This is a genomic window from Micavibrio aeruginosavorus, from assembly GCF_051245535.1.
GTDB lineage: Bacteria > Pseudomonadota > Alphaproteobacteria > Micavibrionales > Micavibrionaceae > Micavibrio > Micavibrio aeruginosavorus_D.
The window spans coordinates 1,835,290-1,854,229 of the sequence record NZ_CP195303.1; the positions used below are offsets into that span (position 1 = coordinate 1,835,290).

The 18,940-nt window shown below is 57.5% G+C and carries 16 protein-coding genes; 7 read left to right on the top strand and 9 right to left on the bottom strand.

The window, feature by feature from the left end; genetic code table 11:
• The first annotated feature begins 7 nt into the window (after nt 1-7).
• The 3 genes from pheT (at nt 8) to ACSC94_RS08925 (ending at nt 4,213) form a co-directional block, all read left to right on the top strand.
• On the top strand, nt 8-2,425 hold the full coding sequence (gene pheT / locus ACSC94_RS08915; RefSeq protein WP_435640487.1) for a phenylalanine--tRNA ligase subunit beta: 2,418 nt from the start codon (nt 8-10) through the stop codon (nt 2,423-2,425).
• 145 nt (nt 2,426-2,570) lie between these two features.
• On the top strand, nt 2,571-3,716 hold the full coding sequence (locus tag ACSC94_RS08920) for a hypothetical protein (protein WP_435640488.1): 1,146 nt from the start codon (nt 2,571-2,573) through the stop codon (nt 3,714-3,716).
• A 53-nt stretch (nt 3,717-3,769) separates the two neighbouring features.
• A complete protein-coding gene (locus tag ACSC94_RS08925; RefSeq protein WP_435640489.1) occupies nt 3,770-4,213 on the top strand; it encodes an RNase H family protein in 444 nt (147 codons plus the stop codon).
• Between the two features lie 53 nt (nt 4,214-4,266).
• On the opposite strand, the gene ACSC94_RS08930 is transcribed toward ACSC94_RS08925, so the two are convergent.
• Nucleotides 4,267-5,988, bottom strand: a complete 1,722-nt coding sequence (locus ACSC94_RS08930; protein ID WP_435640490.1) for a long-chain-fatty-acid--CoA ligase — start codon at nt 5,986-5,988, stop codon at nt 4,267-4,269.
• A 464-nt stretch (nt 5,989-6,452) separates the two neighbouring features.
• Between ACSC94_RS08930 and ACSC94_RS08935 the strand changes: the two genes are divergently transcribed.
• Nucleotides 6,453-7,031, top strand: coding sequence for a cold-shock protein (locus tag ACSC94_RS08935; protein ID WP_435640491.1), 579 nt, complete (start codon nt 6,453-6,455; stop codon nt 7,029-7,031).
• A gap of 109 nt (nt 7,032-7,140) precedes the next feature.
• Here ACSC94_RS08935 and ACSC94_RS08940 read toward each other — a convergent pair whose 3' ends face one another.
• The 5 genes from ACSC94_RS08940 to acpS form a co-directional block, all read right to left on the bottom strand.
• Nucleotides 7,141-7,677, bottom strand: coding sequence for a GcrA family cell cycle regulator (locus tag ACSC94_RS08940; protein ID WP_435640492.1), 537 nt, complete (start codon nt 7,675-7,677; stop codon nt 7,141-7,143).
• A gap of 314 nt (nt 7,678-7,991) precedes the next feature.
• Nucleotides 7,992-8,915, bottom strand: a complete 924-nt coding sequence (era, locus tag ACSC94_RS08945) for a GTPase Era (RefSeq protein ID WP_435640493.1) — start codon at nt 8,913-8,915, stop codon at nt 7,992-7,994.
• Nucleotides 8,912-9,610, bottom strand: coding sequence for a ribonuclease III (gene rnc, locus ACSC94_RS08950; protein WP_435640494.1), 699 nt, complete (start codon nt 9,608-9,610; stop codon nt 8,912-8,914). The genes era and rnc overlap by 4 nt, the downstream gene beginning before the upstream one ends.
• Before the next feature lie 5 nt (nt 9,611-9,615).
• A complete protein-coding gene (gene lepB / locus ACSC94_RS08955; protein WP_435640495.1) occupies nt 9,616-10,449 on the bottom strand; it encodes a signal peptidase I in 834 nt (277 codons plus the stop codon).
• 74 nt (nt 10,450-10,523) lie between these two features.
• Nucleotides 10,524-10,934 carry a holo-ACP synthase gene (gene acpS, locus ACSC94_RS08960; RefSeq protein ID WP_435640496.1) on the bottom strand — a complete coding sequence of 137 codons (411 nt, stop codon included), beginning with the start codon at nt 10,932-10,934 and terminating at the stop codon, nt 10,524-10,526.
• A 264-nt stretch (nt 10,935-11,198) separates the two neighbouring features.
• On the opposite strand from acpS, the gene ACSC94_RS08965 reads away from it, so the two are divergent.
• Genes ACSC94_RS08965 through ACSC94_RS08975 form a run of 3 tightly spaced genes read left to right on the top strand, consistent with a single transcriptional unit; the run spans nt 11,199 to nt 15,568 of the window.
• Nucleotides 11,199-12,332 (top strand): PE-PGRS virulence associated protein, encoded by a 1,134-nt coding sequence (locus ACSC94_RS08965; RefSeq protein WP_435640497.1) that lies wholly within the window; start codon nt 11,199-11,201, stop codon nt 12,330-12,332.
• Nucleotides 12,333-12,387: 55 nt separating this feature from the next.
• Entirely contained in the window at nt 12,388-13,551 is a 1,164-nt protein-coding gene (locus ACSC94_RS08970; RefSeq protein ID WP_435640498.1) for a PE-PGRS virulence associated protein, read from the top strand.
• 22 nt (nt 13,552-13,573) lie between these two features.
• Nucleotides 13,574-15,568: a hypothetical protein gene (locus ACSC94_RS08975; protein ID WP_435640499.1), complete on the top strand. Its 1,995-nt coding sequence runs from the start codon at nt 13,574-13,576 to the stop codon at nt 15,566-15,568.
• Here the strand turns inward: ACSC94_RS08975 and ACSC94_RS08980 are convergent.
• The 3 genes from ACSC94_RS08980 to rpoZ all read right to left on the bottom strand — a co-directional run bounded on the left by ACSC94_RS08980 (nt 15,565) and on the right by rpoZ (nt 18,883).
• Nucleotides 15,565-16,164, bottom strand: coding sequence for a DUF2062 domain-containing protein (locus ACSC94_RS08980; RefSeq protein ID WP_435640500.1), 600 nt, complete (start codon nt 16,162-16,164; stop codon nt 15,565-15,567). The two genes, ACSC94_RS08975 and ACSC94_RS08980, sit on opposite strands and share 4 nt — an antisense overlap.
• 20 nt (nt 16,165-16,184) lie before the next feature.
• Nucleotides 16,185-18,356 carry a RelA/SpoT family protein gene (locus tag ACSC94_RS08985; protein WP_435640501.1) on the bottom strand — a complete coding sequence of 724 codons (2,172 nt, stop codon included), beginning with the start codon at nt 18,354-18,356 and terminating at the stop codon, nt 16,185-16,187.
• 110 nt (nt 18,357-18,466) lie between these two features.
• Nucleotides 18,467-18,883, bottom strand: a complete 417-nt coding sequence (gene rpoZ, locus ACSC94_RS08990) for a DNA-directed RNA polymerase subunit omega (RefSeq protein ID WP_435640502.1) — start codon at nt 18,881-18,883, stop codon at nt 18,467-18,469.
• Nucleotides 18,884-18,940 lie beyond the last annotated feature (57 nt).

Here is an 18,940-nt window from a genome sequence, read left to right on the forward strand (position 1 = left end):
GATTTTTATGAAACTGACCCTCGACTGGCTGAAACAGCATCTGGATACGTCCGCTTCGCTGGATCAAATCACCACCGCCCTGACCGCTGTCGGTCTGGAAGTGGACGGGGTTGAGGATCGCGCCACCGCGTTCGCGCCGTTCTTCGTCGCCAAGGTCGAAAGCGCCACGCGTCACCCGGACGCCGACCGGTTGCAGGTGTTGATGGTCGATACGGGATCGGAAAAATTACAGGTCGTCTGTGGCGCGCCCAACGCGCGCGCCGGGATGAAGGGCGTGTTCGCCCCCGCCGGGTCCTACATTCCGGGCACGGGCATCACACTGAAAAAAGGCGTGATCCGTGGTCAGGAATCCAACGGCATGATGGTGTCGGAACGGGAAATGGGCCTGTCCGATGCACATGAAGGCATTATCGAAGTGGCCAATGATGTGGCCATCGGCACAAAATTCGCCGATCTGTACCGTTTGAACGATCCGGTCATTGAGATTGGCCTGACCCCGAACCGCGCCGATTGCGCGGGCATTCGCGGTATCGCGCGCGATCTGGCCGCCGCCGGGTTGGGCACGCTGAAACCGATCAACGAAACTCCGGTCGCGGGCACATTTAAAAACCCGATTGGTGTGACGTTGGATTTCGATGCGGATTCCAAGCACCACTGCCCGCTGTTTTTGGGTCGCTATATTCGCGGCGTGAAAAATGGCCCGTCACCGCAATGGTTGCAGGATCGTTTGAAGGCCGTTGGCCTGCGCCCGATTTCGGCGCTGGTCGATATCACGAACCTGATGACATTGGACATGAACCGTCCGCTGCACGTGTTCGATGCTGATAAATTAAAGGGCGGCATTGTTGTCCGCACCGCCAAGGCTGGCGAAACGCTGGACGCGCTGAACGATAAATCCTACACGTTGGATGATGGCATGGTCGTTGTGTGCGACGATTCCGGTGTTCTGGGGCTGGGCGGCGTGATTGGCGGCACATCCACGGGCGTGGCCGATGAAACGGTCAACGTCTATGTCGAAGCCGCCTATTTCGACCCGAACCGCACCGCCCGCACGGGCCGCGCGTTGCAGATCAATTCCGATGCGCGGTACCGTTTCGAACGCGGCATCGACCCGGCATTCACGGTTTCCGGCATGGAAATCGCCACTCGTTTAATTCAAGAGATTTGCGGTGGCGAAGCCAGTGATGTCATCACCGCCGGATCGGTTCCGGATTGGAAACGCACCATTGCGTATGACCCGGCCCTGACCCAAAAACTGACCGGCGTGGATATTGCCGTTGATCAGCAAATCAAAACCCTGACCGCGTTGGGCTTTGCCGTATCCGGCACCGCCCCCACCTTGTCCATCATCCCGCCCGCATGGCGCGGCGATATTGAAGGGCGCGCAGATATCGTTGAAGAGGTCTTGCGCATTTACGGGCTGGACAACATGCCCGCCATATCGCTGGCCAAAACCACGACCGTGACACACAGCGCCGACACGCCGAACGTCACCCGCATGCGCAAAAGCCGCACGGCATTGGCCGCGCGCGGTATGGACGAAGCCGTCACATGGTCCTTCATGGACCGGGCCGTCGCCGATGCGTTTGGTGTGAATGATAACGGGCAAGCCGCGTCGCTGACGCTGGCCAACCCGATTTCCAGTGAACTGGACACGATGCGCCCCAGCATCCTGCCCAATTTGATTCAGGCCGCATCGCGCAACCGCGCCCGTGGCTTTGCCGATTGCGCCTTGTTCGAAGTTGGCCCGATTTTCCGCAGCGCCAAGGTCGACGGTCAAGCGATTGTGGCCAGCGGCATGCGCGCCGGCAACGCAGCCGCCCGCCATTGGTCCGGCCCGCAAGCCAGCCGCGCCATGGACGCATTCGATGCCAAGGCCGATGCCTGCGCCGTTTTGGATGCGTGCGGGTTCGTATCATCCAACGCGCAAATCACGCGCGATGCGCCGGGTTATTACCATCCGGGCCGCAGCGGTACGCTGCGTCTGGGCAAGGTTGTGCTGGCCCATTTCGGTGAAATTCACCCGGCGGTGCTGGACGAATTGGATGTGAAGGGTCCGGTGGTGGGCTTTGAAGTGTTTCTGGATGCCATTCCGCAACCGAAAAACAAAAGCGCGGCCAAGCCGTTGCTGACCCTGTCGCCGTTCCAGCCGCTCAGCCGCGATTTCGCCTTTATCGTCACCGCGAATACGGACGCCGACGTGATTATCCGCGCGGCGAAATCCGCCGATAAAAACCTGATTTCCGACATTCAGGTATTTGACGTGTATCAGGGCAAGGGCGTTGAAGACGGACACAAATCCGTCGCCATCGCCGTCACCCTGCAACCCACGGACAAAACCCTGACCGATGCGGATATCGAAGACATCAGCGCCAAGATTATCAAAGGCGTGACCGAGAAAACCGGCGGCAAATTGCGGGCATAACGCCACACCCCATCTGTCATCCCGACAGAGCCGCGCTGTAGCGTAGCGAAAGCGGGCGACGAGGGATCTCCCCTGCCACGCCCCTGTGCAGGAAGATGGGATCCCTCACATGCGTTCGGGATGACAATGGGCACGCAGGAAATGAATGAAGTTCGGCCCGGAATGCTCTACACTGATTCGAACACGCGATAAAACCGGATCAGGCACACCAGTGGGCATTTATTTCTGTATCAACGATCTGATTGACGCTTTGACCGATGCGCCGGATGGCACCGATCCGGCGCAAATTCTGGTCACGGTCGGCACCAAAACGCCGGAGTGTGACGGGCACGGCGATGACGCGATGACGTTGTCATCCCAACCCAATATCCTGAACATGAATGAACCGGCGGGCGTGTACAAACTGGCCACGCTGCTGGACGAAGTGCCGTTGTACCACATCAACATGGAATTGTTGCTGGACAAGGCGCTGACCATACGCCACCACAACCATCTGGTTGACACCGCCCTGCTGACCGCCTTTGGCGGACAGGCTCTGCCCAACACATTGCAGCGCACCGACGGCCCCAGCGATGCCACCATCGTGATTGAGGGCAGCTTGCGCCACCCGATGATCGGGCATGTGGACCGCGTGACACTGGCCAAAATTTACATGAATTTTTACCGCGCCTTGACCCACGGGCATGAGGATTTCGATTTCGAAACCCATATTCTGGGCCGCCACCCCGAACCGTTCCGCACGCAATTTGATGGATACCTCATCGGCACGCGCGGCGCGATGCGGGCCGACATCCTGCTCGGTTTTGGCATTCGCGCCGATTACGACCCGCGCCGCCCGTTGGAAAAATATGTCGAGGACGGAAAGAAACGCGCCAAGGCCATGCAACTGAGCGACCCGCGCGAACTCTGCTGGGCGTGGATGGAGGCCGATGCGTTCCAGACCCGCCGCTGCCGCGATCTGGACCGGTTGCTCAGCCGCCTGCCCGCGCTTGGCAAAACCGCCAAACCGCCCGCCTGGGTGCGCACCGATGTGTTTCACTGTCTGGAGCGCGAAGCGATGAAGCAAGTGTTCGCCGCGCAAATGGTCGCCATCGATCCCGATTTGCGCATTCTGGGCCCCAACGCCCCGCACACACGCGCCGCCATCAACACCAATGCCAAGGGTGGGTTGGATGATGCGCTGCAAACCTTGCTGGGTGACACGCTGACGCCCGATGCGAAAAAATCGGAAACGGCCCGCAGGTTCCACGAACTGGGCCAAATTCGCCAGCGGGAAACAGCGGCACTTTAACCACCACCCCTATTTGTTTGACAGTTCCGCGCGACAAGCCGCATAACAGTCCCATGAAACCCATCATTCAAATATGGTGCGACGGCAGTTACCGTCAGGCCCACAAAACATCCGGCGCGGGCTGGGTCATTCATCATGATGATGGCCGCGTGGAAGAAACCACCCTGACTCTGCCGTCTTTAAGAAATTCATTTAATTATGGGTCGCAGATTGCCGAATTGTCCGCCGCGATGAATGCCATGAACGCCCTGCCCGCGGGAAGCTGCGCCGTGGTTCATATGGATTGCCAGATCGCGCTGGACTCGCTGCAGGCGGGCCGTTTGCTGCTGAATGCCCGCAAACCCAGCCCGTCATTACAGGCCACATTCAAACGCGCACTCAAAGCCCGCGACCGTCTGGGCCATGTAACCTTTGCATTGGCCAGCGACAGCACCGACCCCCGCATGAAAATCGCGCACCAACTCTCGCGCGATGCGTCAGCCTATCATCCATCATAGGATTTTCTGGATAGAAAAAAGGCGGGGATTGAACCCCGCCTTTTCTTTTTATCTTACGCCGCTTCGCGTTTGGCCTTGTCTTCGGCCAGAATATCTTTCCGCGACAATTTACCGATCATGGTTTTCGGCAGTGGGGTTTCGCGGATTTCCATGTGGCGGGGCATTTCGATTTTGGAAATTTTGTCCGCCAGAAACGCCAGCATGTCTTTTTCGGTCAATGTGACACCAGCCTTCGGCTTGATCCATGCTTTCACCGCCTCGCCACGTTCATCATCCGGCACGCCGGCGACGATGCATTCTTCGACGCCCGTGTGCAGGTAGATCGCTTCCTCGACATTGCGGGGATAGACGTTATAGCCGTTGGTGATAATCAGGTCCTTGATCCGGTCGACGATGTAGACATAGCCTTCCTGATCCATCGTGGCGACGTCACCCGTGTGCAGGCGGCCACCTTTCAGAACCAGATCGGTTTCTTCCGGTTTGTTCCAGTAGCCCTTCATCACCTGCGGCCCGCGCACGCACAATTCGCCGCGCTCGCCTTGCTTCACCAGTGATACGCCGTCTTCGGTGCTGACGATCTCGACAATCGTGCCCGGCACCGGCATGCCGATCGACCCGGCCTTGTTCACGCCAACGATCGGGTTCACGCACACGACCGGAGCCGATTCCGTCAGGCCGTAGCCCTCAACCACGACGCAGCCAGTGTTGCGCTCAAACGATTTTTTCACCTCAACCGGCAACGGCGCGCCACCGGAAATGCAGTAACGCAACGATTTCAGGTCGAATTCCGCCAGTTTCGGGTGGTTGTTGATGCCGTTATAAATCGCCGGAACGGCCGGGAAATAATGCGGCTTCTTCTTATCAATTGCCTTCAGCGTGACATCCAGTTCAAAACGCGGCGCCGGAATGATGATTTCAAAGGCGGAGCGCACACTGAAATTCATCACGGCCGTCATGGCGAACACGTGGAAGAACGGCAAAACGCCCATCATCTTCTGCTGCCCCGCGCCACCATGCCCACCCAGCCAGAGGCTGCACTGATGCGCGTTGGCCGTCACGTTGGCATGGGTCAGGGCCGCGCCCTTTGGCGTGCCCGTTGTGCCGCCGGTATATTGCAGAACGGCGATGTCATTCATCGGATCAATCGCAACCGGACGCGGTTTGCCACCGCCCGCAGTGATTTCGTGAACCCACAGCACCTTGTCACTGGCCGCAATCTTGGCCTTGTCTTTGGCCTTGAAAATCGGGAACAGCAGGCTTTTCGGGAAGGGCAGAATATCGGTAAAGCGTGCCACGACCAGTTTTTGCAACGATGATGTTTTCAGCATCTCGTCCATTTTCTGGTGCAGCATCTGCAGGTCCAGCGTCAGCATGATGGTCGTGCCGCTGTCTTCGATCTGGTGGCGCAATTCGCGCGGTGTGTAGAGCGGGTTGAAATTGACAACCGTCGCCCCGGCTTTCAGCGCGGCATAATAGCCGATGATAAAGGTCGGGCAGTTCGGCAGGAACATGCCAATGCGCGTGCCCTTGACCACGCCCATATCCTGAAACGCCTTGGCCAGCGCATCAACCTGCGCGCCAATTTCGGCCCAGCTCCAAACCTTGCCCATGAAATCAATGCCGGGCCATGCGCCATGCGCCGCGACCGTTTTGTCCAGCATGGATGTTACCGGCCCCGTATCGATGTCACAGCCCCAGTTCAATCCCTCCGGATAATGCGACAGCCACGGATATTGCGCAGAAGAAGACGCGGACGACATGGTTTCAACAGACATAATAAAGCCCCCAATTGGAAATGGACGTGAAATGGAAACAGAGCGTGCGCGCCCAAAACCACACTTTGTGCGGCGCACAATTAACCCTTTGAAGAATCACATAAAAATACTAGTGCGACACCGCGCCTTTGACCATCGCTTTGAGTCAAAAAGAATAATTTTTCACCGCCCACCTTTTCCCGCCCTGCACAACCCCTCTGCGGATTTTCGGGAATCCGGTTTTTATGCAGAAAGTCTAGTTTAGAGAATACTAAAGTGTTGTTTTGTTGGAATAAAAGCTGGATTTTTTACAAAGATTAACGCATCATTACCCAGAGATAGGGTGGAACAACGGTGGAACAAGGCTGGAACGGCCGGGCATCGTTTTTAGATTTTTAAAAATTTTTTTTCGCCCGATTTCGGGTTCGTCGTTTGTCTGGCGGATTCTGTTTTAAACAAAGCATTTAAATACTGGAATGAATACGATGAGTCACTTTGTTGGTAATAGTGAAGACGATTTTCAAACAGACACACTGCCCGCTGTACGTGCCAAATTAAAATGGTTCAACGGTCCGAAGGGTTTTGGGTTTGTCGTTCCCGATGGCGAAGATATTGATGCCTTCCTGCACGTCACAACGCTGCAACGCGCGGGCGCAACGTCTCTGGGTGATGGTGCCGATTTAATGTGCCGGATCAAACGTGGCCCACGGGGTGCCATGGTGACGGAAGTTACAGAAATTCTCGACCTTGGTGCTCTGCCGGAAACTGCAATGCCGACCAGCGCGCCGCGCATGCCTGAATCCAGCCTCTACCGCATGGAGACGAGCGAAAACACCGGCGCCGAAAAGGGCGTGACGATGGAAGGCACCGTGAAATGGTACAAGCCGGAAAAGGGTTTCGGTTTTATCATTCCGGAAGATCAGGCCAAGGACGTGTTCGTTCACAAGGCCTGCCTGGAACGCCATGGTTTGCTGGGTCTGGAACCCGGCCAGCGCGTGCGGATGCAGGTGCGCGCCGTGGCCAAGGGCCGCGAAGTCATTGATTTCGAATTGATGAACGGTTAATCACCGCCACATGAAAAAATAAAAAGGGCCCGATGATGGGCCCTTTTCTTTTATCCGGATTTGGAAGTGCGGGGTTCAAGCCCGCCCATCTTTTTAAACGCGTGCGGGATTATGCCCGCACGACATCCTTCAATTCCTCTTCGGCATGCACCGCACTGCCTTCGCGCTCGAAATCCTCGGCGTTCAACTGGCGGGAACGGCTCGGGGCCTGATAGGCCAGTTTCGCGTGCGCGCCGCAATAGGGCAGACCCGCTTCCGATGAGCAGCCACAGAAGTGGAAGTTGGAATCTTTCGGATCACCAACGGGCCAGCGGCACATACGGTCTTTCAATTCGACCATGCTGACGCCTTTGCCGTTATTGGCGGCTTGCGGAATGGCAATCGCCACACGCGCCGCAGCCCGTACAGGCACCGCCACGTCCTCGACAACACGCACCGCCGCTTTGACAGCGACCGGAGCAGCATCAGGCGTTTTGCTATTTTGTTGAATGGGGGATACACGGTTGGAGAGTTTCAGGCGGTGGGCTTTGCCGATGACGGCGTTGCGGGTCAATCCCCCGCCCAGAGCTTTCGCAATTTCCGCCGCGGACTTCCCCTCGCCCCACAGCTGTTTTAGAAGAGATACGCGTTCCTCGGTCCAGCTCATTTTTATAGTCTCCCCGTTTGAAATCTCTTTTAAAGTCGTCACACACACGCATTGATCAGGACAAAGCCCTGATTCAAAAAAGAAAATTATTCATTCTGTGCAGTGGGGGTAATGTAACAGGTGGGTGATTCGCTGGTCCAGAGTCCTGCGAATCACCAGACGTTTTATCCACACATTTGAACGTTCGCACATGCGACGAATCTTGAAACGTGATTTTTCCAAGTCGCGAATCGATCGCAATAAAAAAGCGACGCTTTTCAGCATCGCTTTAGAATTTCTACAATCACACGCACTATTATGCGCGGTTGCGGACCTTACGCACCGGGGTCGAGGCCCCAAACGCTGTAACGATCCGGATCATCCATCCAGTTTTCTTTGACTTTGACGAACAACTTCAAATGCACGCGGCATTCCAACAGGGATTCCAATTCCCGGCGCGATTGCGTCCCGATGGCTTTCAACCGCGTTCCGCCCTTGCCCAGAATAATCGGCTTGTGCGCTTCGCGGGCCAGATAGATGATCTGGGAAATCTTCACACTGCCATCATCGAAGCTTTCCCATGTTTCCGTTTCCACGGTGGCGGCGTACGGCAATTCCTGGTGCAAGTTATCGTAGATCTTTTCGCGCGTAATTTCCGCGGCCAGCAGACGTTCAGGCAAATCCGACAATTGATCGCCCGGATAATGGTGCGGGCCTTCCGGAATGGTTTGTGAAATCCAGTCCAGCACGTCCTGCACCCCGCGCCCTTTCAGGCCGGAAATCATAAAGGTCGCCGTAAACGGAATGCGATCATTCAATTCCGCACTGATTTTCAGCAATTTGTCGGCGGGCATCTGGTCGATTTTGTTGAGCAGCAGGATCAGTTTCCGATCCCCCAGCGCGCCATCCTTCACCCGTTTTTCGATGGTGTCCAGCAACGCGCGGGTGTCTTTATCAAACCCATCTTTCGACGCATCGATCAGCAGGGCGGTAATATCCGCATCCGCTTCGCCGTTCCACGCGGCGGCGACCATGGCGCGGTCCAACCGGCGCTTGGGCGCAAAAATACCCGGCGTGTCGATCAGGATGATCTGGGTCGCATCATTATCCGCCATGACGATGCCGCGCACGTTGATGCGGGTCGTTTGCACCTTGCGATTGACGATGGAGACTTTGGCCCCGACCATCCGGTTGATCAGGGTTGATTTGCCCGCATTCGGGGCACCGATAATGGCAACGAAGCCACAACGTTCGGTCATGAACGGTTATCCTTTTCTATGATGTCCAGCAGGCGTGTTGCCGCTGCTTTTTCCGCCGTGCGGCGGGATGGTCCTTGTTCAGCCACTTCGTCAAATCCTTCGACAAACACCGATACGGTGAAAATGGGGGCGTGGTCCGGGCCGGACCGTTCAATCATTGTATAACGCGGCAACGGGTGTCCGCGCCCCTGTGCCCATTCTTGCAATGCGGTTTTCGGGTCACGCGGCGGGCTTAAATCCGCCTGTAACAAATCACCCCACAGGGATTCAATGGCGGACACGCACGGGTCCAACCCGGCATCCAGATACAGCGCCCCGATGATCGCTTCGATCACATCGGACAGGATATTGTCATTTTCCGCCCCGCCCGCCGCGCGTTCGGAATGCGAGAGATGCAAGGCCGCACCCAGGTCAATGGCCTGCGCCACCAGCGCCAACGTCGTGCCCGACACCAAAGCCGCATGACGGCGGGCCAGATCGCCCTCGCTTTCATGCGGGAATGTGTCGAACAAAAACCGCGCCAGCACCAGACCCAGCACACGGTCGCCCAGAAATTCCAGACGTTCATAATTCACCGCCGCGCCCGTTGATGAATGGGTCAACGCCGCGCGCAATAAATCGGAATTGGCAAAACGATGATTCAAACGATCCTGCAGATCGTTGATGGCCTGATCCATGTCGGGGGTTCCCGCCATTGGCATCAACCCGCCGTTTCCGGAGCGGGTGCTTCGACCTTCACCGGCTCCACCGACATCAGCAGGCGGTTATAGCGAATGGCCCCCGGCCATTTCCACACCTCGGCCAGCGATGCGCTGCCGTTGGTGGAGAAGAACAGGAATGAGGCGCGCCCGACAATGTTTTCATACGGAATAAAACCGACATGGTTCATCACGCGGCTATCCTGTGAATTGTCGCGGTTATCGCCCATGGCGAAATAATGCCCGTCCGGCACAGTGTATTCCGGTGTGTTGTCCAACGGGTGATCATCACCCTCTTCATAAATACTGTGCACCACACCGTTGGGCAGTGTTTCCAGATATTCATTCATAACCACGATGGACCCGTCTTCGTCCACGCGCTTCAGGCCGACGGATTCACGCGGCACGACCTGACGGTTGATATACAGACGACCATCAACCACTTGCACCGTATCGCCCGGCATGCCGACGATGCGTTTGATGTAATCAATGCGCGTATTGGTTGGCAATTTGAACACGATGACATCGCCGCGCTCTGGCGTCTCGGCCCAGACGCGGCCCTCAATCGGGGCCAGACCAAACGGAAACGAATACCGGGAATAGCCATAGGCCGGTTTGCTGACGAACAGGTAATCGCCCACTTCCAATGTCGGCTTCATCGACCCCGATGGAATGTTGAACGGTTCATACAGGAATGTGCGGATCAACAGCGCCAGCACCACAGCGATCATCGCCGTTTTGATAAATTCGCTCCACTCTTCGCTGGCGCTGAGCGGCGGAGATTTTGGGGCCGCATTTTGAGCGTTTTTCGGGTCAGCGGGCGTTTGATCGCTCATCGCGGAATTCTCTGTTCTGGAAGGATCGGTGTACGTCATGGCTAGGTTTTATCGAATGTTTCCCGCAAAATCCATTAAATATCCGGAATCGCCTCGATCATCACATGGGCCATGCCCAAAGGCGGTTCATCGGTCAGGGTCAGATGGATCACCGGACGCATCCCTGTGGGCACCATGGTGGCCAGCCGTTGGGCCGCGCCACCGGTTAAATGCAGGGTCGGTCGCCCGGCCGGATCATTCACCACCCCAATATCCCGCATGAAAACACCCGCTGCGAACCCCGTTCCCAGAGCCTTGGAGCAGGCTTCCTTGGCCGCAAAGCGCTTGGCGTAGGTGGCAATATGCGTCCCCGCCCCCCGGCGCGATTCCGCCTTGGCGCGCTCAGTTTCCGTAAAGCATCGCAAAGTGAACCGATCCCCGAACCGGGCGAGGGTTTTTTCAATTCTGCGGATATCGATCAGGTCTGAACCCGTCCCAATGATCATATCTTAACAACCAACCTATTGATTTTACTGTATATGCTGCAATAGCACACATCCGCCCCTTGACGGGTAAATCTTTATTTAAAACAATAGCATAAAATGAATCTGAGAGAGCAGATTTCGTCGGGCGCGAAAACTTAGACGAATTTCAAAAAAGACATTTTTGAATTCATGGGCAGGAAGGGGACTCCTTTGCCACGTCGCGCCGCATTTTTGCAATGTGCTTTTGCAATTTTAAAAAACCCGGCATGCCACACGATCATATTCATGATCGCGTTGGGCGGAACGTTCCTCATTTCCAAACCGGCCTTCGCCGCCTGTACAGCGCCCATCAAAAACGAAGGCGCGATTGAATGGTTCACCGCCGATCAGAAATTCAAATATTGCGACAACACCAACTGGGTCACGATCGGAACGGGCGGATCATGGACCGTGAGCGGTTCAGATATTTATTACAACACCGATCTGGTCGGCATTAACACAACAGATCCGGTTGTCGCGCTGGATGTTGGCGGCAGTATGCGCATGGGGGATAACGGCGCCACCTGCACCGCCGCGCGCGAAGGCGCCATGCGATATAGCGCCAGCAACACAGTTGATTTTTGTGATGGAACGTCATGGAAATCTTTTTCCGGTGTCACACCATCCGCCTGCCCGACAACGGAATACACAACACCAGGTTCACACACCTTCACTGTTACAACGGGATGCACAAACCTCATTCTTGAATCCTATGGCGCGGGTGGCGGCGGCGGATGGGCCAGTTATGCGGGTGGCGGTGGTGGTTCATCCCGCATTGAGTATCCGGCCAGCACTATTGTGTCTTTGGGTGGCGGCGGTGGTGGCGGCGGCGGCGATTCCGGCGGGCCCGGCGGCGGCGGTGGCGGCGGCTATGGCAAAAAATTGATGACCCTGAGCGTGGGCAACGTTTTGAACATCTATGTCGGTCAAGGCGGACAAAACGGATGCAGCAACAACGGCGGCGCGGGCGGCGATCCATCGGGCGGCACATTGGGAAACACCAGCAATGGCGGAAACTCCACCTATGGCGGCGGGGGTGGTGCCGATTCAGGATACAGGGGCGGCCTATCCACCTATGGCGGCGGCGGCGGTGGTGGTGATAGCGCCAACAACAACGGTTCCACAACCGATTACGGTGGCGCAGGCGGCGCGGATACCTCGTATCTGTGCGGCATATCCACCTATGGCGGTCCGTGCGGCGGTTCGAAATCGGGCGGCGGCGGCGGATATGGAATCGGTGATGCCGCCCTGCAAGGTTCTAGCGGCAATAACAGTGCGGGCGGGACCGCTGCCGGGGGCGGACCCGGCACCGGCGCCAATCCGGGATCAGCATGCATTCGCGGCGGCAATGGAAAAGTTGTGATCCGCCCGCAACAATAGGTAAGAAATTTATAAAATCATGTCGAAACATGTAGAACCCATTTTGAAACAAAAAATGCCTGCGTCCCTTGCGGGCGTTCTGGCGTGCGTCATTCTGGTGGGCGTATCGGCAACGCCCGCATACGCGGCCTGCACATCACCCGCCGCATCCACCGGATCGCTGGAATGGTTTTCCGGCACCAGCGAATTTAAATATTGCGACAACACAAACATCTGGATTTCCATCGGCGGAGCCGGGTTGCCCTGGGTCAAAAGCGGCAGCAACATCTATTACAACACCGGCAGCGTCGCCATTGGCTCCACAAATCCACAAGGCCTGACCCTGAACGTCAATGGCGGCCTTCGCCTTGCTGATAGCGGCACCGCCTGTAACAGCACCTACGAAGGCGTGATGCGATACAGCGCCGCAAAGAACATTGAATTTTGCAATGGCACAAGTTGGAAAGCCCTCGCCGGGCCCGGCATTGAAACATGCACGGTTCAGGAATACACAACGCCGGGCTCCTATTCCTATACCGTCCTTCCCGGATGCGAGGATCTGGCGATCGATGCCTATGGTGCTGGCGGCGGTGGCGGCTACGCGAGCTATGGCGGCGGCGGCGGCGGATCGTCCCGCGTTCAGGATGAATCCAGCACGATCCTCGCGCTCGGCGGTGGTGGTGGTGGTGGCGCAGGCGACTCAGGCACACAAGGTGGTGGCGGTGGCGGCGGATACGGCAAGAAAATTGTCACGCTGAGCGCTGGTGACAATCTGCTGGTCGTCGTTGGTGAAGGCGGAGAGAGCGGTTGCGGCACCAATGGCGGGCTGGGTGGCAATCCGGATGGCGGCACATTCGGCAACACCAGCAATGGCGGTAACGCTACATATGGCGGCGGCGGCGGGGCCGATTCAGGATACCGCGGCGGTATATCCACCTATGGCGGCGGCGGTGGCGGCGGTGATAGCACCAGCAACAGTGGATCGACAACCGATTACGGCGGCGCGGGCGGGTCGGACAGTCAGTTTGCATGTGGGACATCCACCTATGGCGGGCCCTGCGGCGGCGAAAAATCCGGCGGTGGTGGCGGATACGGCATCGGCGATATTGTTCTGACCGGTCTGAACGGCAACTCGTTCCAAGGCGGATACGCCGCCAATAGCGGGCCCGGCCAAGGATCGGCGGACGGTTCGTCATGCGCGCGCGGCGGCAATGGCAAGGTCGTTATTCGCCCCTTCTAATATCAACAGGAAACATGAACGCATGAACACCCAGACATCCCACACGATCCAACGGCGATTACTGCGATCCAGCGGGATACTGCTTGTTGCGGGGCTTCTTGCCACCGGATCATGGTCCAGCACCGCGCATGCGGCATGCACCAGCCCAGCCGCCGCGGCAGGATCAGTTCAATATTCAACCGCCTTGCAAGCGCACCTATACTGCGACGGAACAACTTGGCGAGAATTTTCCGGCTCATTCTGGAGCCGAAACGCATCGGACATAACAGAGCTTTATTACAGCGCAGGCAATGTCGGGATTGGCCTGACCACCCCGATCGTGCCGCTGGATGTATCCGGCAGTATTGGCATTGCCTATGATTCGCAAGCCTGTACCAGTACGATTGAGGGCACGCTGCGTTATAATCCGGCGGACAAAAACTACTCCTATTGCGATGGAACAAGCTGGAAGATTTTCGTATCCGGCTTTCAACCCCCCGCCTATGACTGCGAACCCGTTTCATTCACAACACCCGGCGAACATTCCTATACCGTTCTTGCTGGCTGCACAGCCCTGACATTCGATGCGTGGGGCGCGGGTGGCGGCGCCGCATACAGCGTTTATGGCGGCGGCGGCGGCGGATCATCACGCGCTGAAAAAATGTCAGACTCGTCCATCATCGCCCTTGGCGCGGGCGGCGGCGGCGGGGCCGGGAACAGTGGCGGCGGCATCGGCGGCGGCGGAAGCGGCGGATACGCAAGGAAGAAAACAACCCTGACCGCAGGCGATGAACTTTTAATCGTGGTTGGCGGCGGAGGCTATAACGGCTGTAGCGGTACAGGCGGCATCGGCGGATACGTCATGGGCGGCACAGCCACCGATACCAACCCCGGCGGAGATTCCACCTATGGCGGCAGCGGGGGCGGCGACAGTGGACAAAGCGGCGGAGACACCACCTATGGCGGCGGCGGCGGCGGCGGCGATAGCGCCAACAACGCGTCCACATCCAGCTATGGCGGCGCAGGCGGATCAGACCCGTCTTTCACCTGCGGCACATCAACCAATGGCGGGAAGTGTGGCGCGTATGGCACGGGCGGTGGCGCGGGCTTCGGTACCGGGGACATTGCCCTGTTCGGCCGCCCCGGCAAAGAAGGCACCGGGGGCGCAGCCCCGGAAAGCGGAACAGGAACTGGTTCATCAACAGGATCTACCTGTTCATCCGGCAGCAACCAGAAGGGCGGCGATGGACAGATCACCATTACACCAACCGCACAACTGACACCGACGCCATGCACACCGATACAGTTTGATACCCCCGGCGAGCATCTTTATACCGTTCCATCCGGTTGCACGACATTGGATATGGAGGCCTATGGCGCTGGTGGCGGCGGAGCCGTTACAACGGCCTCCGGCGGTGGTGGCGGCGCCAGCGCCGTTCAAATCGCCAACGGCACAATTCAGGTTGTTGCAGGTGGCGGCGGCGGCGGCGGTGGCAACAGCGGAACCCCGCGCGGCGGCGGTGGCGGCGGTGGGTACGCCATTAAAACAACAACCTATGCCGCAGGCACTATGTTGCGCGTCATTGTCGGCGAAGGTGGAAGCAATGCCTGTACCGCACGGGGCGGCCCCGGCGGCGGCGGCGGCAGAGATCAAGGCCTGGGCGGTGATTCCGCTGCGGGCAAAGTCGGTGTGTATGGCGGCGGCGGCGGCGGCGATTCGGGCTATACTGGCGGATCATCCACCTATGGCGGCGCAGGCGGCAGCGGTGACAGCGCCTTCAACGGATCAACCACGAACTATGGCGGCGCCGGGGGTGCTGATACTGGCTTTACATGCGGCACATCGACCAATGGCGGGGCGTGTAACCTTCAAAATGGCGGCGGCGGCGGCGGCATTGGCGATACTGTGATATTGGGCACAGCCGGGTCCGGCGGCACGGGTGGCGCGGCCGCCAATAGCGGCCCAGGAACAGGTGGAAGCCAGGCCTCCAGTTGCACTCTGGCCGGAAACGGACGCGTGGTGATCACGCCAAACTAATCGGCGTTTTCATCCTTTTTCCGCTCCGCATGTTCACGGTGCAAAATCTTGTCGCGCAATTTTTGCAAGCGCTCGGCATGATATGCCTTCTGCATCTGTTTCACAGGCCAGTAGAAAAACACATACGACACAAACCACGACACAATGGCCAGCAGATACCCACCGACCATCATTGGCAAAAGCAGCTTGTAAGGATGGGCCAGCAAATAGGACAGTTGCAGCCCCTCAGCCGGTATCGCCAGCAATCCGGTATAACCGAACAGGCCGAACACCCATTCCCCTAATTCATACGACATCCACCAGATCAGCGGAAACGTCGTCGGGTTGCCAAACAGCGTGCCCAGAACCGCAGCAAACAAATTCGCGCGCAAGACATAGGCCACCAAGGCGGCCTGAACAAAATGGGTGCCGATCAGGGGACTGAACGAAATCGCCACACCTGTGGCAATGCCCGCGGTAATGGAATAAGACGAATCAGACCGGCGAAACATGCGGTGGCGGATATAATCCCACGTCCGCCCCCACCCCATGGATGGCCAGAGTATTTCACGCAAACGCTTGATCGGGTGCAGCTTGGTGCGGCGGCGAAACAGCATGATGATGTATCACAAACCCGCTATCGCCCGCGGGACCGTTGCACCGACGCAATCTGTGGCGTCGCGCGCAGGGCCGCGATGATGTTGTTCAAATGTTTGATGTCATTCACATAGACATCCAGAATCATGTCCCAGAAATCAAGCGACCGGTTTGTGATTTTCAAATTGGTGATGTTGCCGCCGTTTTTACCGATCACGGTGGAAATAGTACCCAGCGCCCCCGCCACGTTGGCAATGGTCACATCGATCCGGCCAATATGCGATTCCGGTGAATCCGGCCCATCGCCCCATGACACATCCAGCCAACGTTCCGGCGTATCGGCAAAGTTTTCCAGCGTTTCACAATCAATCGTGTGAATGGTCACACCCTTGCCCGTCGTCACGATACCAACGATACGATCACCCGGCAGCGGGTGACAGCACCGGGCGAAGTGAACGGCCATGCCGGGGATCAACCCCTTGATCGGCATCGGGCGGGATGACGATTCCGTCTTGCGACTGGTCACACCCGCTTCGTTGACATCCATTTCATTGGGTTTGCGCGCCGGGGCGGCCTTGTGGCTGGGGAAAATCGCGCGGAACACATCGCGGGCCACGAAATTACCCTGCCCGATCCCGGCCAGAATATCGTCCGTCACTTCCGCGCCACGGAACTGGCCCATAACCCCGGACAAGCCCTTTTCACTATATTCGTAGCCTTCGGCCTGGAACACTTTCTGCAACATGGCCCGGCCCAGCGTCGCGTATTCATCGCGCTGTTGCTGGCGCACATAACGACGAATGTGCGACCGCGCCTTGCCCGTGGCAACAAACCGTTCCCATGTCGGGGACGGCGTCTGGTTCTTGGCCGTGATAATATCGACCTGATCCCCGTTTTGCAGCTTGGTGTTCAACGGCGCAATACGCCCGTTGATCTTCGCCCCCGTGCAACGATCACCGACGTTGGAGTGAATGGCATACGCGAAATCGACCGGGGTCGATCCGTTCGGCAATTCCATCAAATCGCCCTTGGGCGTAAAGACGAACACCTGATCCTGGAACAGTTCCAGTTTGGTGTTCTCTAAAAACTCTTCCGGGCGTTGTTCGTTTTCGATCAGGTCCAGCAATTCACGCAGCCAGCGGAACTGGCGCGCATCCTTCATATCCGCCTTGGACGCGCCGCCCTTGTACGCCCAGTGTGCGGCCACGCCGAGGTCGGCCTCTTCGTTCATTTCCTTGGTGCGGATCTGCACCTCGATCCGCTGATTTTCCGGGCCGATGACCGTACTGTGAATGGAACGGTATCCGTTCGGTTTCGGGGTCGAGATATAATCCTTGAACCGGCCCGGCACGGTCGGGTACTGGCTGTGGATGATGCCCAGCACGTGGTAGCATTGCTCCACATTCTCCACCAGCACACGGAACGCCATGATGTCGGAAAGCTGTTCGAACGACACGTTCTTGCGCTGCATCTTGCGCCAGATGGAATAGCGCGTTTTTTCACGCCCCAGAACGACGCCGTTAATGCCGGCATCCTTCATGGTCTTGCTCAGCGCCTTGATGATGGTATCGGCCATATCTGTGCCTTCCTGGCGCAGATAGGACAGGCGGTTGGTGATGCTTTCGCGCGCTTCCGGATTCATCACGCCAAAGGCGCGGTCTTCCAGTTCTTCCTTGATCTGGTGAATACCGATCCGTTCCGCCAGCGGCGCATAAATTTCCAGCGTTTCACGCGCGATGCGGCGTTGTTTTTCCGGCTTCGCGATGTGGTGAATGGTGCGCATATTGTGCAAGCGGTCGGCCAGCTTGACCAACAACACGCGAATATCGTCCGACATGGCCAGAACCAGCTTGCGGAAGTTTTCCGCCTGCTTGCCCTCGACTGTCTGGCCTTCGATCCGGGACAATTTACTGACGCCGTTGACCATGTTGGCCACGTCGTCGCCGAAAAGTTTTTTCAACTCCTCGATCGTCGCATCCGTATCTTCCAGCGTGTCATGCAAAATGGCGGTGACAATCGTCGCCGGGTCCATTTTCATATCCGCCAGAATGGCCGCAACCTCCACCGGGTGCGTGTAATACGGCTCGCCCGAGGCCCGGACCTGCCCGTCATGCTTCACACGCGCATATTCGATCGCCCGCTCGATCAAAGCGGGGTCGATATCGGGGTTATAGGTCTTGATCTGGTCGACCAGATCGCTGGACAGGCTCATGGAAGGGGCACCACGCGGGATGAAAACGACTTCAGTAATATAAAGGGGATACGGGAATAAAAAAAGCCGGGTTTCCCCGGCTTTTTACGAATTCTTACGCGAAGGACCGATTACAGGTCGTCATCGCCGTCCGGCGTGCCGCCGGCCAGATCTTCCAGTGACGGTTCGCCGTCAGCATCGTCGAAATCATCCTCATCATCGGAATCACGGTCCAGATCCATCGCAGCGGATTGGGCGGCCAGAGCATTCCACTCTTCCTCGCCATCCATCTGATCGATGATGTCTTCGCTGTCGTCCATTTCGATGACGCGCTGGTTGTTGCGGATCAGTTCTTCTTTCAGATCTTCAACGCCAACGGTTTCTTCGGCAATTTCGCGCAGGGCGACAACCGGGTTTTTGTCGTTGTCGCGGTCCAGCGTCAAAGCCGCACCGGAACCGATTTTGCGCGCCCGTTGGGCGGCCAGCATGACCAGTTCGAACCGGTTTGTTACTTTATCAACGCAATCTTCTACGGTAACGCGTGCCATTCGTTGGTCCTTCTTAAAGGGAAAATCCTTGAAAACTCCCCGGTTTATACGGGGTTG